This window comes from Aeromonas sp. FDAARGOS 1414, from assembly GCF_019047065.1.
In the GTDB taxonomy this organism is placed as follows: Bacteria; Pseudomonadota; Gammaproteobacteria; order Enterobacterales; family Aeromonadaceae; genus Aeromonas; species Aeromonas veronii_A.
In genome coordinates, this window is record NZ_CP077210.1 from 2,330,440 (window position 1) to 2,352,511 (window position 22,072).

Consider the following 22,072-nt stretch of genomic DNA (forward strand, 5'->3'; position numbering starts at 1 on the left):
TATCTCGCTTCGCTTGCTAACATAGCGGTCAACTGAGACCAATGACAGGACGCCCATATGTGGCAAAAAAACATCAATGACTTCGATCGGGTCGTTGCCATCGGTGGTGGCCATGGCATGGGACGAGTGCTTTCGTCCCTCTCGTTTCTCGGTCAACGGCTCACCGGCATCGTCACCACCACAGATGATGGCGGCTCGACCGGACGCCTGCGCAAGAGTCAGGAGTGCATCGCCTGGGGCGATCTGCGCAACTGCCTGAACCAGCTGGTCACCGATCCCAGCATCGGCAGCCTGTTGTTCGAATACCGCTTTGCCGGCAAAGGCGAGCTGGCGGGCCACAACCTTGGCAACCTGATGCTGCTGGCGCTCGATAATCTCTGTGTCCGTCCTCTTGATGCTATCAAGCTGATCAGTGACATGCTCAAAATAGAGTCACAATTGCTACCCATGTCTGAATTTCCCACCGATCTCTGCGCCCATATGGAGTGTGGCACCCAGATCCTGGGAGAGGTATCCATCGATCAACTGGCAACACCACCCCTCTCCCTCGGCCTGATGCCGGAGGTGCAAGCGACCCGCGAAGCGGTGCTGGCATTGCAGCAGGCGGACATGATCATTCTGGGGCCGGGCAGTTTCCTCACCTCCATCATGCCGCCATTGCTGCTGGCCGAGATCGCCCAGGCCATCAACGAGAGCAGCGCCATGCTGGTTTTCGTCTGTAATCTGGTGGCGGAAAACGGCCCTGCCAGCCAGCTGGATCTGATGAGTCAGTGTCGCTGGCTGGAATCCCGGGTCGGTCAGGGTCGGCTGGATGCCATCCTGGCCCCACAGGGCTCGAGTGATGCGGGGGGCTGGCAAGGGCGTGTGATCGAAGCCGAGCTGGGCGAGCTTGAGCTGCCCCATCGGCACGATCGATTGAAGCTTAAACTGGCGCTGGACCGGATCATCCAGCAACTGCTCAACCAGCGTTAGGCAACGGTCACTGCGCCCCGGCCCCCCTGCATGGCGCCGTTACTGATAATCGGCAAGAAACGCGAGCACTTGGGGCAAGGAGGCCTCCAACAGTTGCAACTGGCGCTCTGCCTCTGCCACATCGGCCTGCTTGCTGGCCATCTCAAGTGCCATCACCTGCTGATAACTCGGCATGGCGCCATAGCTGCCACAGGATGATTTCATGCTGTGCGCCACCCGAGCCAGCGCCTCCCACTCTCCCTGTTCATAGAGGGGTCTGAGCTGACTCAGCTGCTCGCCCACCTCTTCAATAAAGACTGCGATGACCACGGGCAGCATATCCGGACCGATATCCTCTGCCAGCTGCTGCAACACCTTGCGATCCACCCACTCCATGCGAGGCTCCTCCTGAACGGTATTCAAACAGACCATACTATAGATAGTTTTCGATGTCGTGGCTCACGGCCAGGCAGTGATGAAGCACCCGATTGGATGGCTCAGGGAATAAAGTGGCAAAAAATGTGATCAGTATCGAAATAGCGATGCTGAAATGCACGTCAAGACAACAACTTGATTGCCACAGATTAACAATTGATCAACACTCAATGCCGTCAGAGTGATGATGCTCAGCAACACCTCTCATCCCTTTTGCCTTTTATGGCTGCTGCGAAGAACCAGGGTAGGTATCTACCCTGGTATTTTTTTATCTTGCTCAAGCGCGACCTGGTTGGTCGCCACCCGCTCCCCCATGCGAAACAGATTGAATTCACCGGGCGCCATTTTGACCCAATTCTCATTGCCGGTCAGCGGACGGGTGGTGATCAGGGTGACTACATCGTTGGGGGTGGTCTCCCTTTGAAAGTCGATCACCACCTCCTCATCCAGCAGGCTCGCCTCGCCAAAGGGCGCACAGCGGGTCAGCCAGTGCAGGTTGTTGCTGCAGTAGCTCATCACATACTCCCCGTCCGAGAGCAGCATGTTGAACACTCCGAACGCTCTGAGCTCGTCACACAGGGTAGCGAGATAGCGAAACATGGCGGGAAAGTTGGCCGGACGCTTGGGATATTTTTGCTCCAGCCGATCGAGCAGCCAGCAGAAGGCGTGCTCGCTGTCGGTATCCCCCACCGGCCGGTGGCGACCGGTTGGCAGCTTCTTGTAGCCGGTCAACTGACCGTTGTGGGCGAAGGTCCAGTAACGGCCCCACAGCTCACGGGTAAAGGGGTGGGTATTTTCCAGCGACACGCAGCCACGGTTGGCTTGCCGAATGTGGCTGACTACGGCGCAGCTCTTGATGGGCAGCGCTTGTACCAGTCTGGCGATGGGAGATTGGGCGCTGGGCTCGGGATCCTTGAAGGTGCGAAAGCCCTTCCCTTCGTAAAAGGTGATCCCCCAGCCATCCTTGTGGGGCCCGGTCTTGCCGCCGCGCAGCATCAACCCGGTAAAGCTGAAGCAGATATCGGTCGGCACATTGGCACTCATGCCGAGCAGTTCGCACATATCCGGCAGACTCCTTTCATGATTTGGCTTGTGTCATGTTCGACCAGCACGCTGGTTCGACAGACAGCAGGGGAAGGCGCAATCCCTTCCCCTGTGACTGGCAACAACCGGCAGATGGCGAACCATGCTACCGGCGCAGCCCTTATCTGGTAGTTATGGCCTGATTACTTGACCATCTCTTTTTCGACCAGCTGGATCAGGATGTGGATCACCTTGATGTGCACTTCCTGAATACGGTCGGCATAGCCAAAGTGCGGCACGCGGATCTCGACATCCGCCAGACCCGCCATCTTGCCGCCATCCTTGCCGGTCAGGGCGATCACTTTCATCCCTTTGGCGCGGGCAGCCTCGATGGCTTTCAAGATATTGCCGGAGTTGCCGCTGGTGGAGATGCCAAGCAGCACGTCGCCACGGCGGCCGACCGCTTCTACGTAGCGGGAGAATACATAGTCATAGCCAAAGTCGTTGGAGACGCAGGAGAGGTGGCTCGGATCGGAGATGGCGATACCGGCATAACCCGGGCGGTTCTCGCGGTAACGACCGGTCAGCTCTTCGGCGAAGTGCATGGCGTCACAGTGGGAGCCACCGTTGCCACAGGAGAGCACCTTGCCCTCTTCCTTGAAAGAGTCAGCCAGCAGTTTGGCGGCCGCTTCGATGTTTTTCAGGTTCTGCTCATCAGCCAGGAAGGCCTGCAGCACGCTGGCAGCTTCGGTCAGTTCATTGCGGATCAATTCTTGGTACATGATGTCTCTTCCACTGTTTTTAGTGTGCGTGTAGATCGCGGCTATTCTCGCACAAGCGAATCGCACAGTCGCCCCCCTGCGAGCCACAGCGCTGGCGGCGCGTGAGCGTTATGGGGATCACAGAGAGAAGGTAATGAAGATGTAAACAGCTTGATAACTTTGTGCGTATGAATTACAACAGGGGCCATATCCAACAGGTCAGACCTCTGGATCAGTTACACCACGTTGGCAATCTTTCAAGCAAGGAGCACGCAATGACGACGACCCTCACTCTGCTCGGGGTGATCCTGGTTATCGGAGCCCTGGCCTATCGCCGGGCATCCCTGTTCATCTCCACCCTGGTCACCGGCGCCGCCCTGGTGCTTGGCGCCATCTATGGTCATGTGCCCTTGCTGGTATGGGCGCTGTTCGCGGTGATCGCCATCCCGCTCAATCTGGTGGAATTTCGCCGCAATCAAATAACCAAGCCGCTGTTCAAGATCTACAAATCGATCATGCCGGAGATGTCCCGCACCGAGAAAGAGGCGATTGAAGCGGGCACCACCTGGTGGGAAGCCGATCTGTTCGCGGGCAACCCGGACTGGAAAAAACTGCACGCCATCCCGGTCAGCGCCCTCTCTGCCGAAGAGCAGGCCTTTATGGATGGCCCGGTCGAGGAAGTGTGCCGCATGGTGAGCGACTGGGAAGTGACCCACGAGCGCGCGGATCTCTCCCCCGAGGTGTGGCAATACCTGAAGGACAACAAGTTCTTCGCCATGATCATCAAGAAGAAATATGGCGGTCTGGAGTTCTCGGCCTACGCCCAGTCCTGCGTCCTGCAAAAACTGTGCGGCGCCAGCGCAGTGCTCGCCTCCACCGTCGGCGTCCCCAACTCGCTGGGCCCGGGCGAACTGCTGCAGCACTACGGCACTGACGAACAGAAAGATTACTACCTGCCCCGCCTGGCGGTAGGTAAAGAGATCCCCTGCTTCGCCCTGACCAGCCCGGAAGCGGGTTCTGATGCCGGTTCCATCCCCGACTTCGGTATCGTCTGCAAGGGCGAGTGGGAAGGCAAAGAGGTGCTCGGTATGCGCCTCACCTGGAACAAGCGCTACATCACGCTCGCCCCTATCGCCACCGTCTTGGGTCTCGCCTTCAAACTGCGTGATCCCGAGCACCTGCTGGGTGAAGAGGAAGAGCTCGGCATCACCTGCGCCCTCATTCCCACTCACATCAAGGGGGTTGGCATTGGCCGTCGCCACTTCCCGCTCAACGTGCCGTTCCAGAACGGCCCGACCCAGGGCAAGGATGTGTTCGTCCCGCTCGATTTCATCATCGGTGGCCCGGCCATGGCCGGTCAGGGCTGGCGCATGCTGGTCGAGTGTCTGTCAGTCGGTCGCGGCATCACCTTGCCCTCCAACAGCACAGGTGGCGTCAAGATGCTGGCCCTGGCGAGCGGCGCATATAGCCGCATCCGTCGCCAGTTCAAGCTGCCCATCGGCAAGATGGAAGGGATTGAAGAGCCGCTGGCCCGCATCGGCGGCAACGCCTACATCATGGGCGCCGCAGCCAACCTGACCGTGACCGGTATCGACCTTGGCGAGAAGCCCTCGGTCATCTCCGCCATCGTCAAATACCACCTCACCGACCGTGCCCAGAAGTGCATCATCGATGCCATGGACATCCACGGCGGCAAGGCCATCTGCATGGGCCCCAACAACTATCTGGCCCGCGGCTATCAGGGTGCCCCCATCGCCGTGACGGTGGAAGGGGCCAACATCCTGACCCGCAGCATGATCATCTACGGTCAGGGCGCTATCCGCTGCCACCCGTATGTACTGCCGGAGATGCTGGCCGCCAGCCATCCCGACAAGGAGCAGGCGCTGAAAGATTTCGACAAGGCGGTATTCAGCCACGTCGGCTTTGCCATCAGCAACCTGGTACGCAGCTTCTGGCTCGGTATCACCGGCGCCCGCTTTGCCGCGGCCCCTTACAAGGATCAGACCAAGGGCTACTACCAGCAGCTCTCCCGCCTCTCGGCCAACCTGGCGTTCCTGTCAGACATGGCGATGGGCACCCTGGGTGGCGAGCTCAAGCGCAAGGAGCGGGTCTCCGCCCGCCTTGGCGACGTATTGAGCCAGCTTTATCTGGCCTCCAGCGCCCTCAAGCGCTATCAGGACGAGGGACGCCAGCAGGCCGACCTGCCGCTGCTGCACTGGGCACTGCAAGATGCCATGTTCAAAGCACAAGAAGCGATCGACGAGCTGCTGCGCAACTTCCCGAACCGCTGGATTGGCCTTGCCCTGCGCGCCGTGGTATTGCCGCTGGGTCGTGACCTGAACCGTCCGTGCGACAAGCTGGACCAGCAAGTGGCCCGTCTGCTGCAAACCCCGAGCGAGACCCGCAGCCGCCTGGCCAAGGGCCAATACCTGACTCGCGAAGAGGGCAACCCCTTCGGTCTGCTGGAGCAAGCGCTCGATGACGTGCTGGCCGCCGAGCCGCTGTTCGAGAAAGTCTGCAAGAGCGATGGTATCAAGCGTCCCTTCATGGCGCTGGACAAGGTGGCCGACATGGGTCTGGCCGCTGGCGTACTGACCCAGAGCGAAGCCGAGCTGCTGCACCGCGCCGAGGTAAGTCGCCTGCGCACCATCAACGTCGATGATTTTGACCCCATCGATCTGGTGGCCAACAAGAAGCTGTTTGAAGCCTCCGCTTACCATCACGCGGCCTGATAACCAGCTATCGACAACGCCTCCCTTGTGGAGGCGTTTTTTATGGGCGCTCACCACTATTCACGGCCCGAACAGCCACCACTTGCACTCACAGCTCCCCCGACCAGCTGCAGCCCCCGTGTGGTCAGCCGGGAAAAAAGGCACAATAGCCGACAAATCGAATCACCAAGGAAGCCAAGATGACCCTTGAGCACCTGATCCTGTGGCGCCGCGACCTGCACCGCCTGCCGGAAGCCGCCTGGAAAGAGTTTCGCACCACCAGCCTGATTGCCCACCACCTGAGCGAGCTCGGTTATCGCATTGTGCTCGGCGACAAACTGCTGGCCAGCAATCTGATGATGGGGCGTGATGTGGATGTGGCGGCCGAGAAGGCTCGTGCCCGCCGTCAGGGAGCCCATCCCGACTGGCTGGAGCGGATCGGCGATGTCACCGGGCTGATGGGGGAGCTGGATACCGGCCGTCCCGGCCCGACCCTGGCCTTTCGCTTCGATATCGACGCGGTGGAGGTGGAAGAGTCCGATGCCGAACAGCACCAGCCGCAGCAGGAGGGTTTTGCCTCCCACAACAAGGGGTGGATGCACGCCTGCGCCCACGATGGCCACACCGCCATCGGCATGGGGCTGGCCAGCAGCCTGATGGCGATGAAGGAGCAGCTGTGCGGCCGCATCAAGCTCTTCTTCCAGCCCGCCGAAGAGGGGTGCCGCGGTGGCAAGGCGCTGGCCGCCGGGGGGGCACTCGATGACGTGGATGCCCTGCTCTCGCTCCATATCGGTATTCACGCTGGCAGCGGCGAGCTGGTGATCAACCCCACCGAGTTCCTCTGCTCCACCAAGTTCGACGTCCACTTTATGGGCTCCGCCGCCCACGCAGGGCTCGAACCCAACGCTGGCAGCAATGCGCTGGCAGCCGCCTGCATGGCCACCACCGCCATGCTCGGCATTCCCCGCCACCGCGACGGCATGACCCGTATCAACGTCGGCCAGCTCCACGCTGGCAGCGGCCGCAACGTCATCCCCGATCACGCCGAGCTGCGCGGTGAGACCCGCGGCGCCGACAGCACGCTCAACGACTATATGTTCAGTCAGGTACAGCGCATCGTCGAAGGGACTGCCCTCGCCCACGGCGTCACCTACCGCATCATCAAACAGGGCGAGGCTATTGCCCTCGACAACAGCCCGGCACTGCAGGCCGAGCTGGCGGTGCTGGCCCGCAAGCAAGGGCTCGCCACCATCCAGACTCGCCGCTTTGGCGCCAGCGAAGATGCCGGTTTTCTGATGGAGCGGGTGCAAAAGCAGGGGGGCGAAGCGGCTTACCTCATCCTGGGGGCCGATCTGGCGGCGCCGCACCATCACAACGAATTCGATTTCGATGAGCGGGTGATGCAAAGCGGGGTCGAGCTGCTGGCCGCCTGGGCACGCGCACGGCTGGGTGTGGCAGAAGCAGCCCTCTCTTGATATCCCCTCGGCCAGCTCACCGGCTAACGGGATCAAAAAAAGGCGCCTCGGCGCCTTTTTTCTGCAAGAAAAACCTGAGCGCTACTCGCGGAGTTTGCGATGCACATCGGGGCGACCACCGGTCACGCTATCGGCTCGCCCCTCCTCTTTGGCCTTCTCGGCCCGCTTTTTGCGCATCTCGCGGGGATCGGCGATGAGTGGACGGTAGATCTCGATGCGATCGCCGTCGTGCAGCGGCTCGCTCCCTTTCACCGGGCGGCTGTAGATACCGAACTTGTTGACCGACAAGTCAATCTCGGGGTGCTTTTGCACGATGCCGGACTGCTCGATGGCCGCCAGCACGCAAGTCTCGGGCGCCACCCGCAGGGCAATCACCGTCTGCTGCTGCGGCAAGGCATAGACAACCTCGATATTGAGCTGGTCAGACACCGTAGACCTCCTTCGCCCGGTTGGAGAAGGCGGAGACCATGGAGCTCACCAGATCGCGGAATACTTGACCAAATGCCACCTCGATAAGCTTGGAGGTAAACTCGAAATCGAGATCAAACTCCACCTTGCAGGCGTCGACATCGAGCGGGGTAAAGGTCCACCAGCCCGCCAGCTTGCGGAACGGGCCATCCACCAGCTCCATCCTGATCTGGCGGTTCACATCCAGCTGATTGCGGGTGGTAAAGGTCTTGGCAATCCCCGCCTTGGCCACATCGACCGACGCCATCATGTAGTCATCGCCAGCCTCGTGGACACGGCTGCCAACACAGCCGGGCAAAAACTGCGGATAGGCATCCACATCGTTAACCAACTTGAACATCTGTTCTGCACTGAACATCACCAGGGCACTGCGCGTAATTCGGGGCATGGCTTTTCCTCATCCAATCGGCGCGATTTTATCACCATGTTTGGGGTTGTGGAGGTAAAACCTCAGCCAAACCGCTCAGAAAGCCACCACTTGACCTGCTGCGCGTTTTACAGCCGCCCCTGCCTACGTATAATACGAGCCTCCTAGTCATTGCCGGAAATCGCCCGTCATGAGCAAAAAAAACAGTAAAAACAAAGCCGGGTCCAGCACCATTGCACTCAACAGAACCGCGCGCCACGAATACTTCATCGAAGAGAAGATCGAAGCGGGTCTGTCCCTGCAAGGGTGGGAAGTCAAATCCCTGCGGGCGGGCAAGGCCAACATCAGCGAAGCCTATGTCATCTTCCGCGATGGCGAGGCCTATCTGTTCGGCTCCAGCTTCCTGCCACTGCAAGCGGCCTCCAGCCACGTGGTATGTGACCCGACCCGCACCCGCAAACTGCTGCTGAGCCGTCGTGAACTCGACAAGCTCGAAAGCCTGATTGCCCGTCAGGGCTACACCATAGTTCCCCTCGCCCTCTACTGGAAACAGTGCTGGGTCAAGGTCGAGATCGGCCTGGTGAAGGGCAAGAAAGAGCACGACAAGCGCGAAGATACCAAGGCCCGCGAGTGGGATCGGGAAAAAGCCCGCATCATGAAGAACAAGCATCGCGGCTAACCTGCTACTGGCAGGATCAGGACGTCAGTTCACCTTCCCCCAGCGCAGCTGGCTCTTCAGGTTCAGCTGCGTACAATAAATCGGCAAACAGACTGGCTGCCAGAGGGAATGGGTATCAACGCCTTGCTATGACAGCATTTTTGCGTACAATCGCAATTAACAACTTGGGGCTGATTCTGGATTCGACAAGATTCACGAAACCCAAGGTGCATGCCGAGGTGCGGTAGGCCTCGTTAATAAACCGCAAAAAAATAGTCGCAAACGACGAAAACTACGCACTAGCAGCTTAATAACCTGCATAGAGCCCTTCTACCCTAGCTTGCCTGTGTCCTAGGGAATCGGAAGGTCATCCTTCACAGGATCGTGTGGAAGTCCTGCTCGGGGCGGAAGCATTAAAACCAATCGAGCTAGTCAATTCGTGGCGTGTCTCTCCGCAGCGGGTTGGCGAATGTAAAGAGTGACTAAGCATGTAGTGCCAAGGATGTAGTAATTTTGGACGGGGGTTCAAATCCCCCCAGCTCCACCAAATAATGTTCCGGCCGGGAACGAAGAAGTACAGAAACCCGCAGAGCGTAAGGCTTTGCGGGTTTTTTGTTGTCCGGAGAAGTTCGGGGGAGTTCGACGAAATCCGTATAGGTAGGTACCATTGATGGTACCAATGAGCATTAGGTGCCATTTTTCCATTGGTACCAGACCTGTACTTGTATCAAGGAGGATACAATGACTAAAGATCGGTTGAGCGACACCAAGATCAAAGCAGCCCAACCCAAAGAGAAAGAGTACACCTTAGCTGACGGTGAAGGGCTGCAGCTTCGGGTCACCCAGCAAGGTTCTAAACTTTGGGTATTCAAGTACTACCGTCCTGTTAGCAAAGCTCGGACCAATATCGGACTGGGAACCTATCCAGAGATCACCCTCGCCAAAGCTAGAGAGTTGCGACATGAAGCTCGCTCTCTCCTTGCTCAAGGCATAGACCCGAAAACTCACCGAGAGGAACGAGCCCGAGCCGCAGCAGCACAACTTGCTGCCGAGATGGCCACCTTTGAGCACATGGCGGCAAAGTGGCTGGAGCTCAAACGGCATTCGGTTACCCCGGCCTACGCGACTGATACATGGCGGTCTCTGCAACTTTATGTACTCCCCTATATCGGCCGAGTCCCAATCGAGCAGATCAAAGCACCGCAAGTCATCGAGACGCTGCGACCTTTAGAAGCTGATGGTAAGCATGAAACTGTGCGTCGTTTGTGCCAGAGAATTAACGAAATTCTCGACTACTGCGTTAACCATGGCTTGCTTACAGCTAACCCTTGCTCAGCGATTCGCAAAGTCTTCAAGCAGCCAAGCAAAAAGCACATGCCAACAATCCAACCATCCGAGCTCCCACTGCTCATGGCCGATATCTACGATGGCAGGCTCGCTCATGAGACCCGCCGCCAAATCGAATGGAGTCTTCATACACTGGTACGGCCGAGTGAATCGGCCGGTACTCGCTGGGATGAGATCGATTTCGACACCAAGGTATGGACCATCTCGGCTGAACGGATGAAGATGTCGAGGCCACATAGGGTGCCGTTAACCGAGCAGGCCCTTGCAATACTTGAGTGCATGAAGCCCATCAGTGGCCATCGCCCATTCGTGTTTCCTGGTTATCGAAAGCCTCTTGGACACATCAACCCACAGACGGCAAATGCGGCGCTTAGGCGACTTGGCTATGGGGGACGCTTGGTTGCTCATGGTATGCGCTCCCTCGGGAGTACCATACTGAACGAGCAGGGGTTCAACCCAGATGCCATTGAAGCCGCCTTGTCACATGCCGATGAAAACGAGATACGCCGCGCTTATAACCGCTCAGATTACCTCGAACAGAGGATCCCGATGATGAAGTGGTGGAGCGAACATATTGAGCAAGCAAAGCTCGGTCCTTTCCGTATCTAGCCACCAGAGTGCCGTGAGTCTTGTAGGGAGCGAACCAGCACCAGTTCCCCCTACCTTCCAATGCCAGTCATCAACTTGACTGGCATTTTTTATTCCTCCCTTTATGACTGAGCATCTCGCTGGATGCCTTCTTGCTGGCTTCGTCGATACATTCCAAAAACAAATCAAATATCAACATTCAATGAAAATAATTCATGTAAAAGTGGTGTTCTAGTAGGACGATAGCATTTGCGGGTCGATGGTTTACTGAGCGCACTGTACGGCCCCGGACCATGCCGTACCTTGACGAACCGCTACGCAAGGAGCTCAGTATGAAAACTAAAAGCACTCGTTCGACTCATATCAAAGAGGCCGAGCACCTCCACGCAGCCCCACATGCCAAGCCGCTCTCATCCACTGAACCCTCCTTTCGCTTCTTGGATATCAAAGAAGTGCTGGCTTTAATCCCTGTCAGCAAGACAACGTGGTATGACGGTATTCGGAAGGGAATCTACCCGAAAAAGTGCAGCCTCGGTGGTCGCCGCGTCGCTTGGCGCAGCTGTGATATCGAGGACTTGATGCAGAAGTTGGTCGGGGGGATGTAACCATGACCACCGCCCTCTCCTTGGAGGACTCAATGATTGCCATGGGCGTGAAGCCATCACGCTCATTGAGCCCTACTCCTGGTCAGGTCCTCCGCTTTCATATTCAAGGGGACCGCCCAGGTACACGCAATGGTTGGTTGATCACCGACGAGTTGGGTAATCACGCCGCTTTTGGCTCGTGGAAGACGGGAATAAAGTGCGTATGGCGGCCAATCGGACCCGCAATACCAAGCTATATACGTGCCCAACTCACTCAGCAGGCAAAAGCTGCTGAGGCAAATCGGCTTGCCGAGGCCCAAGCAAAGGCGCTCAAGGAAGCCAAAGAGATCTGGGGGGCAGCCGAGCCCCCATACCAACACGCTTACCTTGCACGCAAACAAATCTCAGGGGTCGGTGCTCGTCAGTTTGGTAACCGGTTGATAGTACCGGTCTTCAATGCACGCTCCCAGTTGTTGAGCTTGCAAGACATTGATGAAAGCGGGAATAAGCGCTTCCATCGGGGTTTGTCACTCAAGGGCGGGTTCTTACTCCTTGGCCCTTCACCCAAGTCCGACGCCCCCATATTGCTTTGCGAAGGCTATGCAACCGGGGCCACGCTGTTTGAGAACCTCGGCATACCGGTCGCCATTGCATTTTCTGCCGGTAACCTGCTCGAGGTCGGCCGTATCATTCGCACGCTCTATAGCAGCAGCAAGCTGTGGGTGTGTGCAGACAACGATCATGCCACTGCTGGCAACCCCGGACTAACCAAAGCGCGTACAGCAGCATATCAACTGCACGGCCGCTTGATTGTGCCACCGACCATCCCCGGTATAACCGACTTCAATGACCTCTTCTGCCTTAACGGCAAAGCCGCACTGTTCGCGAGTGTTGAGGCCGCTCCTCCAGCCCATTAAATCCGGTGTCACGGCGTCACTGTGTCACAAACACCAACGAGACCGGATCGTTCAACCAACTTTATACAAAGGAATATCTCATGAATACAAGGCGTTACGAGCTGAAGGTTGAGCCCTTCCAGTTAGGTCCCATTGAGTTTCAAGATGGACTCTACTGTGTCACCACTGACAAAGGTCAAGACGATGTGTGGAGCAGGATCGGTGCTCCACTCTGGGTAATCGCCAGCGGGAGCGACACTGCGGGTCTAGGCTGGGGCATACAGGTCAACTGGTATAGCCCGGATGGCCGGCCGCAGGAGGCGTTTATTCGAGATGTTCACCTGCTGTCTGACGGACGCGAAGCGTTGATGAAGCTGATGGACGGAGGCTATCGCTTCAACTTGGGTATGAAGAGACAGCTGATTGACTATCTCAACTCGAAGCCCACTGACAACACGCGTATTCGGCATGACCGGCTAGGCTGGATCCCGGATACCCACATCTTCATGTTTGGAGATGGGGCTGTGGGATATGCCAATGCGGTCAAGTATATCTATACCGGTCATACCCCAATACAATCCGACGTGGCAGGCACCTTGGACGAATGGCGTGATGAAGTTGCGGCGCTGTGCCTTGGCAACAGCCGCTTGCTATTAAGTACATCGCTTGCTTTCGCTGGCCCCTTGCTGCGCTTGACCAATCAGAGCAGCTTTGGCGTCCATCTGGTGGGGCCATCCTCAATCGGCAAGAGCACCGCCATGCTGGTTGCAGCCAGCGTGCTCGGCAAGCCTGCCAACAAGATCCAGACATGGAATGCCACCAAGGTGGGATTGGAAACCACCGCGGACTTGTGCAACGACAGCACCCTCTTTCTGGACGAGATCGGGCAGGCAGACCCTCATGTTCTGGGCGACACCATCTACATGCTGGCCAACGGTGAAGGACGAGCTCGTGCCAATGCCGATCTGTCGCGCCGTGCCAAACTGCAATGGCGAACAACCTTCCTCAGCAACGGGGAAGTTGACTTGGAGCACAGCCTTGCCTCGGTCGGTAAGCGTCACAAAGCTGGCCATGATGTCCGCATGATCAATATTGAGGCCGATACCGACCGGCATGGCATCTTCGAAGAGTTGCATGGCCATCCGAGTGGTGCCTCCCTCTCCAAGACCCTCGCAGAACGTACTACCCGGTATCATGGCGTTGCCTTCCGCTCTTTTGTTGAAGAGCTGACCTTGGACATCGATGGTGCTCAGGCATTCGTTGACGAGCATCGCGCTGACATGATGCGACGGCTTGGAGCCAAAGAGTGTGATGGCCAAGTGCAAAGGGTGGCCGATGCATTCGGATTGATATCGGCTGCTGGTGAGTTGGCCAACCGCTTCGGGATCACAGGTTGGCCTGCGGGTAGTGTAGCTGCCGTTGTCGAGCAACTATTCCGTAAGTGGCTCGCAAGGCGTGGTACAAGCGGCTCCCTTGAAGAAGCAAACATTATCGAGCAGTTGGTCGAGCTACTCGAACGCCGCAGAGGGCAGTTCCTTGCCGATGGGCCGAATGTAACGAAGCAGGGAGAGACTTACGGCTACACGACCTCTCTCGAACTGCACCTCTATGTGGATGGGTTTAAACAAACCTTCATCGGTTTTAACGCCAACTATGTCCATAAGGTGTTGCGTAAACACGGCATCCTCACACATGGCACCGGCCGCGACCTGCCCCGACACAAGAAATCCAGGGTGTATCAATTGTCGTTGGACAAGATAGCGGACGCCCACGACAGGCTGTTGTCGGAACAAGGAGGAGAGTAAACAACAGGGGCCGCAGAACGCGGCCCCTTTTCTTGTTTGTGGTTAGTGCAGAGGTGATTGTGGTTCGTCAGCCCCCTCCTCTTCAAGCCAATGCTGCCGCTTGTGTGTCAGCTGAGCGACCAGCTCTTCCTGCGACCATACTCTCTCTCGCAGGTCGGTCTCGACTCGCCCCCGCAGTTGCTCAAAGAAATGTTCATCCGCGATGGCCATCAGATAGGCCAGCTCCAACACCTCATCACCGTTGAGCGAGACACGACGAGCCTTTCGCTTGGCACTCACGCTCACCTTCTCTTCCCGCTGGGTGTGGCTAACATGGAGCCCAAGGAGAGACGGGTTCAGACCGGAGATGATGCGCTCGCTCAATCCCCACTTGATGCTATCCATCAACGGCTTGCCCAGAACACCCCCTGTTGCCACCGTCAGTGACGCGACAAACAGGCTGAAGTCCAACAACTCCTCCTTGGTCAGCTGACCGTTATCCAGCATCCGCTGGATCGACCGACCCGACTTGCCAAAGAGTCGCTCTATGAGATCGAGATTCACTTTCATGATGGTGTCCTTTGGTTTTGGCACTATTGCCGCCCCAAGATTTAAGTCCCCCTTTAGGGGGACAAACGGCCACCAAATACAATTGATATTTATTCCCATTAAGTTGGGTGTAACTTCATAAGTTCATGACAGATATTGGGCCACAGGTCGATTGATGCGGCCCTGCTCGACGGGATCTCGAATGCACTTCCCCTCCTCTAGGTCATGCCAAAGATGGGGTTCGTTTCCTATTATAGGAAACGAACATTCGAGCAATTTCAATTGGTTACCATACCTAACAGCGGTCATAACAGCACACTCACCCGCAAAGGATGAGTCGAGGGTGAGTGTGGCTATCGGTTGCACAAGGGAGAAAAACCGGTACCGACGAGGTGGGGGGGGGGATCAAATCAAGATGGGGGGGCGGGAGGTGACCCCGCCGCCGCGCATGTGGAATGTGTCACCGAGACCCGTCTACATTCGCAGCACTTTTCCAAAACGTCCTATTGTGGCCAAGTAGCGGCCTCATTGTGCCTTGGTTACCTCGCCACCGGCAGGTCCTCCCAGCGGGTGGTGTAGCAGGGGCTCAGGTGCTCTTGTCGCATCATCCACTCAGGCGACCCCGTGCCTTGGCTGGCAAAGCCTACGCGCCCCAATCCCTTGGCTTTGATCTGGTCCATCACTGCCATCAGCGCATCTGATTGAGCGGAAGACGGGGCAAACAGATCGGCCTGTTGCTGCCCCTTGGGGGTGAACTCACTCAGCATGACTCCCCCCTTCTGATAACGGTAACCGTCGCGCCAAATCTGCGGTAGCAGCACGTTCACTTGCTGCAGCAGCAACCGGGTGTCATCGCTAGGGCAGACCAGCCGGACGCCAGCCTGCTCACTGTAGTAAGGCGCTCGTTCGTCAAAGGGGCTGGTTCGCACGAACAGGTGCACCCGCTGGCAACACATCCCCTCGGCCCGCAGCTTCTCGGCTGCGCGAGCCATAAAGCCTGACAACGCTTGGGCCATTTCTCCACGGTCAGTCACGCGCTCACCAAAGGAACGGCTCGAGAGGATCTGCTGCTTCGCCACCGGTTCAACGGTCAGCTCCGCGCAAGGCAGGCCACGCAGCTCCTGTACGATCCGCTCGACCACCACGCCGTATTGGGCGCGCAACCCTTTGGCATCACTGGCCACCAGGTCTGCCACGGTGTTGATGCCTTGTGCCACCAACTTGGCCCCCAAGCGCCGCCCGATGCCCCACACCTCATCCACCGGGGTGATGGCCATCAGCCGGGTGCGTCGCGGCTCGTCACGCAAGTCCACGACACCACCTGTGGCAGGCCACTTCTTGGCGGCATAGTTGGCCAGCTTGGCGAGGGTCTTGGTTGGGCCAATCCCGACCCCTACCGTTAGGCCGGTCCACTGCCACACTCGCTGCCGGATCTGTTGCCCATAGGCTGTCAGGTCCCCGGCAAACGACTCCGACAACGCCATGAACGCTTCATCGATGGAGTAGACCTCAAGCTCAGGGGCCATGGTCTCCAACGTGCTCATCACCCGGCCCGACATATCGCCATAGAGCGCGTAGTTGGAGCTGAATGCCACACCGCCATGCGCCTCGAACTGCTCGCGGATCTTGAAGTAGGGCCCGGCCATCTTGATACCCAGCGCCTTGGCTTCGGGGCTGCGCGACACCACGCATCCATCGTTGTTGGAGAGCACCACGATCGGGCGGCCACGCAACTCAGGGCGAAACAGCCGCTCACAGCTGGCGTAGAAGTTGTTTACATCAACGAGCGCTATAGCCATCACGCTGCCTCAGATTGCCAATCACATGGGTGACCACTCCGAACAACTCCAGGGAGAGGCTCATACAAGGGTCGATAGGCGCGAACGCCGGATTGGCTGGCAACAGCCGCAACCTTGGCTTGAGCTGCAAGGTCTTTACCGTGAAGCCGCCATCGAGTAGTGCAATCACCACATCACCATGGCGCGGGGTGAGGCTCCTATCGACCACCAGCAAGTCACCGGGAAAGATACCGACCCCGGTCATGCTCTCCCCCTCGGCACGCAGATAGAAGGTTGCTGCAGGGTGCGCCACGCAGTGGGTGTTGAGGTCCAACTTCCCTTCCAGATAGTCACTGGCTGGGCTGGGAAAGCCGCAAGAGGCGCGGTGCAAGAACAGCGGGATGGTCACCTCGGCGGGTGATGGGTCTGGGGTTAACAGCTTCATGGCAAAACACCTGTATTTATATACAGCCATTATAGCGCACCACCTTTGAACCAGCGCAAGTCCCGCATGCCAGTGATGGCGTACCATGGCGCCAACAAATAACAAAGAGGTCAGTATGAATCACAATCTGTGTGCCCTACCGAAAGAGCAGCAAGAACGGGTCGAGGTCGAGAAGGCCGCCGCATATGCGGTATGGAAGGAGCGCAACGGTCACTTGGCCAGCGCAGAAAGCGAAGCGAACCAACATCAAGGTGAACTGGGTCGCTACTTCCTTGAAAAGGTCACCTACTTCAAGTCTCGCTGACCCTATCAACACGTTCATCGGTGGCTGTGCAGGTCACTAGCAACAAACCGCATTCCAAACAACTTAACGAGGTACGTATTGTGACGGCATTGGTAGTCAACTTGGTTGAGACCTACTCCAGCCGAGGTGCTTACAAGGGCGCCATTAGCGCTTGGCGGGTTTCAAGTGATATGGCCAACAAAATCTCCACCGTCATTGGGGTTTACAAGTCTCAAGTCGTGGTTGTCATCGAAGGCTGCCAGCTGAAACTCTCGACACCTGATGTCAATGAACTACACGATGACGGGTGTGATGGTCGTTACTTCGTGGTCGGTGGAGACGTTTACGAAGACACCAAAGCTTGGCTAAAGCCGCATCCGTGGTTATTCAAGTCACTGGCCAGCGTACAAGGCCCACGCTACCTGAGCCTCGAAGAGGCCAACCAGATACCTTCAGGCAGCGTCATACTGAAGTAAGCCATATCTACACATCTTGATAGATAAGGTGAGGGAGGCTCGCGCCTCCCCCACTTAACACCACACCTCACACAAGCTCTCAGCCTGTGCCAGCACCAGCTGGGCAGCCTCTTCCTGCTGGTCTGGCGGGTACTTGTACTTGCGCAGGATGCGCTTGACCAACAGACGTAACCGGGCCCTGACGCTCTCTCGGCTACTCCAGTCAACGGTCACGCTGCGACGCAGGCTGGCAGTCAGCTCGTGGGCTATCTTGGCCAGTATCTCGTCACCCAGCTCACGCACCGACGCCTCATTGTTGGCAAGGGCATCATAGAAGGCGAGCTCGTCATCGTTGAGGCCCAAGGCCTGCCCCCGCTTGCTTACAGCGGCAAACTTCTTGGCCATGTCGATCAGCTCCTCGATGACCTGCGCGGTCTCGATGGAGCGGTTCTGATAGCGCTGGATGACCTTGGTCAGCATCTCCGAGAACTTCTTTTCCTGGGAGAGGTTGGTCGCAAACTTCGCCTTGATCTCCCCCTCCAGCAACCGCTCGAGCAGCTCCACGGCGAGATTGCGCTCCGGCAGGTTGCGTACCTCGGCCAGAAACTCATCATCGAGCAGACCGATGTTGGGCTTGTCGAGGCCGACCGCTTCAAACACATCGACCACATCGCCCGATACCACGGCATTGCCGATGATCTGGCGAATAGCCAGGTCGCGCTCTTCGTCGGTTTTCTTCTTCCGGGTGACATCTTTTTTGGTCAGCATCACCTTGACCGCTTGCAAGAAGGCCACTTCCTCTCGTACCGCCTTGGCCTCATCAAGGGTGCAGCAGAGGGTGAATGCCTTGCTCATCGCCAGCGCGTTGTCGGCAAAGCGCTTCTTGCCATCTTCAAGACCAAGGATGAAGTTGGCGGCCCCTGCCAGCAGCTTGTGCCCACCCGTGAGGTAGTCGCTGTAATCGAATCCGTGCAACATGGAGCGCAGTACATCCAGCTTCTCCTCCAACACCGCATAGGCCTCATGGGCATCGACCGTAGGGCGACCACGGCCACGGCTGGCGGTGTACTCCTTGATGGCGCTCTTGAGCTCGTTGGCGATACCGATGTAATCGACCACCAACCCACCTTGTTTGTCCTTGAACACCCGGTTCACCCGCGCAATGGCCTGCATCAGGTTGTGGCCCTTCATCGGCTTGTCCACATAAAGGGTATGTACGCAGGGCGCGTCGAAGCCGGTAAGCCACATGTCTCGCACGATGACCAACTTGAGCGGGTCACTCGGGTCTTTGAACCGCTTCTCAAGCCGTTTCTTCACTTGGGTGGCATGGATGTGGGGCCGCAGCAATGCCTTGTCAGAAGCGCTGCCGGTCATCACGATCTTGATGGCCCCCTTGTCGGGGTCCTGGTCATGCCATTCGGGGCGAAGAGCCACGATGGCATCATACAAGTGCACGCAAATCTCGCGGCTCATGGCGACCACCATGGCCTTGCCATGCTGCGCCTGATTGCGCTCTTCGAAGTGGGCCACCAGATCGGCGGCAACCCGCTCAATTCTTGGCTTGCTGCCAACCACCTTCTCCAAGGCTGCCCACCGTGACTTAAGCTTGGCCTGCTCGCTCTCTTCCTCATCCTCGGCCAGCTCATCCACTTCGTCGTCGATGTGGGGAAGCTCTTCGTTATTAAGTGACAACTTGGCCAAGCGTGACTCGTAGTAGATAGCAACCGTGGCACCATCGTCCTTGGCCTGCTGCATGTCGTAGACGTGGATGTAGTCGCCAAAGACGGCGCGAGTGTCGCGGTCTTCCGCTGATACGGGCGTACCGGTAAAGGCCACGAACGTCGCGTTGGGCAGCGCGTCGCGCAAGTGCTGGGCATACCCGACCTGATAGCGCGCAGCCCCTTCTGCAACCTTGCCTGGCGCTTTGAGCGAGGCGCTGAAACCGTATTGGGTTCGATGTGCTTCATCCGCGATGACCACGATGTTGGCACGGTCGCTGAGCACCGGAAACGAGTCCTCATCCTCGCCGGGCATGAACTTCTGGATGGTCGTGAACACGATGCCGCCGGAGGGCCTGTTGCCAAGCTTGTCACGCAGGTCACCTCGCGAACTCACTTGCACCGGCTGCTCGCGCAGCAGATCTTGCGAGAGTGAGAAGACCCCGAACAGCTGGCCATCAAGGTCATTGCGGTCAGTGATGACGACGATGGTCGGGTTCTCCATCGCGGCGTCTCGCATCACTCGCGCCGCAAAGCAGGTCATGGTGATGCTCTTGCCACTGCCCTGGGTGTGCCACACCACCCCGCCCTTGTGGCTACCGTCTGGACGCGACGCCAGCACCACCTGCTCAATGGCCGCCCTGACCGCATGGAACTGATGGTAACCGGCGATCTTCTTGACCAACCGGCCATCGTCTTCAAACAGCACGAAGAAGCGCAGGTAATCGAGCAACATGGCCGGGATCAGAATGCCGCGCACCATGGTCTCCAGCTCGCCAAACTCGCCGTAGGGGTCGAGGTTGACCCCATCCACCGTGCGCCACTGCATAAAGCGTTCGGCATCCGCAGACAGCGACCCCATCCGCGCCTCGCTACCATCGGAGGCAATCATGATCTCGTTGTACTGGAACAGGTCGGGGATCTGCTCCTTGTAAGTCTGCAGTTGGTCGAATGCCTTCCAGATGTCGGCATGCACGTCGGCCGGGTTCTTGAGCTCCAGCACAACCAGCGGCAACCCGTTGACGAAGAGGATGATGTCTGGGCGTCGGGTGTGCTTGGGCCCTTTGATGGTGAACTGATTGATGGCCAACCACTCGTTGCCGGTAGGGTTCTCGAAGTCAACGAGGCGGACAAAGTCCCCCACCGTCTCGCCATCCCGCTGGTACTGGACTGGGACCCCATTCACCAGCAGGCGGTGAAACGCCCGGTTGGCCGACAGTTGCGCCGGGGTATCGAGATTGACCACCTGCGCCAGCGCGTCTTCACGCGCTACCATCGGCACAGACGGATTAAGGCGTGCTATAGCGCCTCTCAACTGGTCGAGCAACAGCACCTGATTGAAGTTCGCACGCCACGGGTTATCAGAATCGGGGGCAACGTCGTAGCCACACACCACACGATAGCCCACCTCGGCCAACCACCCCAGCACCTCTTGTTCCAACTGATCTTCGGTCATGCACCATCACTCATCAACAGGGAGAAACGCCCGTCAGGCGGGCTCGGTGGGTCTCAGTGGCAAGCGCAGTTCGCACGCAGAATCCGCCCCCGGCTGGCAAGGCAATATCAGCCGGTGGGACGAACTGGCAGCCAAGTCAAACGGCAAGACCCACAACGTCAGGCGGGCATCATAACAAAAAGGTTCGAGTGGAACTTTGAGCTGGCTCCATGATGGATAAATCAATACCAGATGACCATCATCTTGCTCGGTCAGGTACTTGTGGCCGTAGGCAAACAGTTGGTAGAGGTCACCCTGGCTGATGCCGTACTTGCCGTCACGGTCGCTGCTATCGAGCCGCTTCCACTTCACATCCATCACCCAACGCTTGTTGCTGTGCTGCAACAAGAGGTCCGGCTGTAACCGGAACATCTGCTTGCCTTGCTGGGTGCAAAGGTACTGACTGGCCACCTGTGCCTTGAGGTTGGCATCGGGCAACAGCTGCTCGCGCAAGCACGACTCTACATAGCGCTCGAACAGCTTCTCCATGGGGAACAGCAGGCTGATGCCGCGCCACTCACCATTCAGGGCACTCGGCATGGCACGATAGAAGATGAGCTCACACCACGGCCGAGCCCCTTGATAGTGAGCCATCAAGCGGTCATGTCGCCACAGTCTGAAATCCCCTTCCACATCGCGGCTGGCAGGCACATCCACCAGCAAGTGGCGCAGCTCCTGTGCCAACCGCCAGTTGTCCGGGTGCTGAGTCGCATTAGCGACGGTCTCCAGCGCCCGCTTGAGCAGCCGGTTCTCGGCCCGGTCGGGCAAGAAGAGGTCGTAACGTAACGCAAAGTGGTGGCCCCGGCCCGGTGGCTGGCGCATCTGCCGGGCGACATCCAGCTGACCACGCAAGAACGGCTCGGTCGCCTCAAGACGCTGATAGTCACTGCGCACGCCACGTTTGACCAGCTGATCGAGCTCGGCCAGAAAGCGCGCGATAACCCACTCGTTGAGCGGCATATCAAAGCGTTCCAGCGACGCCTCCGCCGTTTCACGGGGTGGCAGATCCAGGGCTCGCTCCAGCATCCGGCGGATCAACTCACGACCATCCTCGAGTGGATCATCCTCATTGGCGGTCTTGGGCAGGATCTCGATCACCTGCCCGGTGGGGGTCTCTATCACCCCCACGTAGTTGTCCAGTTGCAAGGTCCGGCTATCTTCCACCTGCGCAAGAGCGGGTGCATGGCTTACCTTGTAGCGCTGGCTCAACCGACATAACCAATCGAAATCAACCGAGTCTATATGGGCAAGCGTCAGCGTATTAACAGTGTTATCTCTAACAGCTAGCCGACCATACTCAC

19 protein-coding genes, 1 other RNA gene and 1 pseudogene are annotated in these 22,072 nt (G+C 58.0%); 11 read left to right on the forward strand and 10 right to left on the reverse strand.

What is annotated here, in order from left to right:
• The first annotated feature begins 57 nt into the window (after positions 1 to 57).
• Positions 58 to 972, forward strand: coding sequence for a uridine diphosphate-N-acetylglucosamine-binding protein YvcK (yvcK, locus tag I6L44_RS10230; RefSeq protein WP_216951738.1), 915 nt, complete (start codon positions 58 to 60; stop codon positions 970 to 972).
• A gap of 39 nt (positions 973 to 1,011) precedes the next feature.
• On the opposite strand, the gene I6L44_RS10235 is transcribed toward yvcK, so the two are convergent.
• From I6L44_RS10235 to lpcA, 3 genes are all read right to left on the reverse strand, one after another.
• Positions 1,012 to 1,347: an Hpt domain-containing protein gene (locus tag I6L44_RS10235; RefSeq protein ID WP_005353511.1), complete on the reverse strand. Its 336-nt coding sequence runs from the start codon at positions 1,345 to 1,347 to the stop codon at positions 1,012 to 1,014.
• Between the two features lie 291 nt (positions 1,348 to 1,638).
• Positions 1,639 to 2,448: a class II glutamine amidotransferase gene (locus I6L44_RS10240; RefSeq protein WP_005353514.1), complete on the reverse strand. Its 810-nt coding sequence runs from the start codon at positions 2,446 to 2,448 to the stop codon at positions 1,639 to 1,641.
• Positions 2,449 to 2,612: 164 nt separating this feature from the next.
• Positions 2,613 to 3,191: a D-sedoheptulose 7-phosphate isomerase gene (gene lpcA / locus I6L44_RS10245; RefSeq protein ID WP_005353517.1), complete on the reverse strand. Its 579-nt coding sequence runs from the start codon at positions 3,189 to 3,191 to the stop codon at positions 2,613 to 2,615.
• Positions 3,192 to 3,445: 254 nt separating this feature from the next.
• Between lpcA and fadE the strand changes: the two genes are divergently transcribed.
• Together fadE and I6L44_RS10255 are read left to right on the forward strand one after the other, a co-directional pair.
• A complete protein-coding gene (gene fadE / locus I6L44_RS10250) occupies positions 3,446 to 5,902 on the forward strand; it encodes an acyl-CoA dehydrogenase FadE (RefSeq protein WP_216951739.1) in 2,457 nt (818 codons plus the stop codon).
• Between the two features lie 179 nt (positions 5,903 to 6,081).
• Positions 6,082 to 7,356 carry an amidohydrolase gene (locus tag I6L44_RS10255; protein WP_216951740.1) on the forward strand — a complete coding sequence of 425 codons (1,275 nt, stop codon included), beginning with the start codon at positions 6,082 to 6,084 and terminating at the stop codon, positions 7,354 to 7,356.
• A gap of 81 nt (positions 7,357 to 7,437) precedes the next feature.
• Here I6L44_RS10255 and I6L44_RS10260 read toward each other — a convergent pair whose 3' ends face one another.
• Positions 7,438 to 7,785, reverse strand: coding sequence for an RnfH family protein (locus I6L44_RS10260; RefSeq protein WP_058059898.1), 348 nt, complete (start codon positions 7,783 to 7,785; stop codon positions 7,438 to 7,440).
• Positions 7,778 to 8,212 carry an SRPBCC family protein gene (locus tag I6L44_RS10265; RefSeq protein WP_005334496.1) on the reverse strand — a complete coding sequence of 145 codons (435 nt, stop codon included), beginning with the start codon at positions 8,210 to 8,212 and terminating at the stop codon, positions 7,778 to 7,780. The genes I6L44_RS10260 and I6L44_RS10265 overlap by 8 nt, the downstream gene beginning before the upstream one ends.
• Positions 8,213 to 8,381: 169 nt before the next feature.
• Here I6L44_RS10265 and smpB point away from each other — a divergent pair, with 169 nt between their 5' ends.
• The 6 genes and pseudogenes from smpB to I6L44_RS10295 all read left to right on the forward strand — a co-directional run bounded on the left by smpB (position 8,382) and on the right by I6L44_RS10295 (position 14,069).
• The gene (smpB, locus tag I6L44_RS10270) at positions 8,382 to 8,870 is read left to right on the forward strand and encodes an SsrA-binding protein SmpB (protein ID WP_005334498.1); all 489 of its coding nucleotides are present in this window, start codon (positions 8,382 to 8,384) and stop codon (positions 8,868 to 8,870) included.
• Positions 8,871 to 9,036: 166 nt separating this feature from the next.
• Positions 9,037 to 9,396, forward strand: a transfer-messenger RNA (tmRNA) gene (ssrA, locus tag I6L44_RS10275).
• A 194-nt stretch (positions 9,397 to 9,590) separates the two neighbouring features.
• Positions 9,591 to 10,884 (forward strand): annotated as a pseudogene (locus I6L44_RS10280) (integrase domain-containing protein).
• Between the two features lie 232 nt (positions 10,885 to 11,116).
• Entirely contained in the window at positions 11,117 to 11,389 is a 273-nt protein-coding gene (locus I6L44_RS10285) for an AlpA family transcriptional regulator (RefSeq protein WP_139460606.1), read from the forward strand.
• A gap of 2 nt (positions 11,390 to 11,391) precedes the next feature.
• Positions 11,392 to 12,285 carry a toprim domain-containing protein gene (locus I6L44_RS10290; RefSeq protein WP_254204210.1) on the forward strand — a complete coding sequence of 298 codons (894 nt, stop codon included), beginning with the start codon at positions 11,392 to 11,394 and terminating at the stop codon, positions 12,283 to 12,285.
• 80 nt (positions 12,286 to 12,365) lie between these two features.
• On the forward strand, positions 12,366 to 14,069 hold the full coding sequence (locus tag I6L44_RS10295) for a DUF927 domain-containing protein (protein WP_216951742.1): 1,704 nt from the start codon (positions 12,366 to 12,368) through the stop codon (positions 14,067 to 14,069).
• Positions 14,070 to 14,111: 42 nt separating this feature from the next.
• Here the strand turns inward: I6L44_RS10295 and I6L44_RS10300 are convergent, their stop codons facing one another.
• From I6L44_RS10300 to umuD, 3 genes are all read right to left on the reverse strand, one after another.
• Entirely contained in the window at positions 14,112 to 14,618 is a 507-nt protein-coding gene (locus I6L44_RS10300; protein ID WP_216951743.1) for a hypothetical protein, read from the reverse strand.
• A 518-nt stretch (positions 14,619 to 15,136) separates the two neighbouring features.
• Positions 15,137 to 16,396: a translesion error-prone DNA polymerase V subunit UmuC gene (gene umuC, locus I6L44_RS10305; RefSeq protein WP_216951744.1), complete on the reverse strand. Its 1,260-nt coding sequence runs from the start codon at positions 16,394 to 16,396 to the stop codon at positions 15,137 to 15,139.
• Complete coding sequence (gene umuD, locus I6L44_RS10310; RefSeq protein ID WP_216951745.1) at positions 16,377 to 16,820, reverse strand: translesion error-prone DNA polymerase V autoproteolytic subunit; 444 nt, start codon at positions 16,818 to 16,820, stop codon at positions 16,377 to 16,379. Before umuD ends, umuC begins: the two co-directional genes overlap by 20 nt.
• Positions 16,821 to 16,935: 115 nt before the next feature.
• On the opposite strand from umuD, the gene I6L44_RS10315 reads away from it, so the two are divergent.
• On the forward strand, positions 16,936 to 17,124 hold the full coding sequence (locus tag I6L44_RS10315; RefSeq protein WP_216951746.1) for a DUF3283 family protein: 189 nt from the start codon (positions 16,936 to 16,938) through the stop codon (positions 17,122 to 17,124).
• Positions 17,125 to 17,294: 170 nt separating this feature from the next.
• Positions 17,295 to 17,579, forward strand: coding sequence for an acyl-CoA synthetase (locus I6L44_RS10320; protein ID WP_141108826.1), 285 nt, complete (start codon positions 17,295 to 17,297; stop codon positions 17,577 to 17,579).
• 54 nt (positions 17,580 to 17,633) lie between these two features.
• Here the strand turns inward: I6L44_RS10320 and I6L44_RS10325 are convergent, their stop codons facing one another.
• Together I6L44_RS10325 and I6L44_RS10330 are read right to left on the reverse strand one after the other, a co-directional pair.
• On the reverse strand, positions 17,634 to 20,732 hold the full coding sequence (locus I6L44_RS10325; RefSeq protein ID WP_216951747.1) for a type I restriction endonuclease subunit R: 3,099 nt from the start codon (positions 20,730 to 20,732) through the stop codon (positions 17,634 to 17,636).
• Positions 20,733 to 20,765: 33 nt separating this feature from the next.
• A complete protein-coding gene (locus I6L44_RS10330) occupies positions 20,766 to 21,980 on the reverse strand; it encodes an McrC family protein (protein WP_254204211.1) in 1,215 nt (404 codons plus the stop codon).
• Between the last annotated feature and the right edge of the window lie 92 nt (positions 21,981 to 22,072).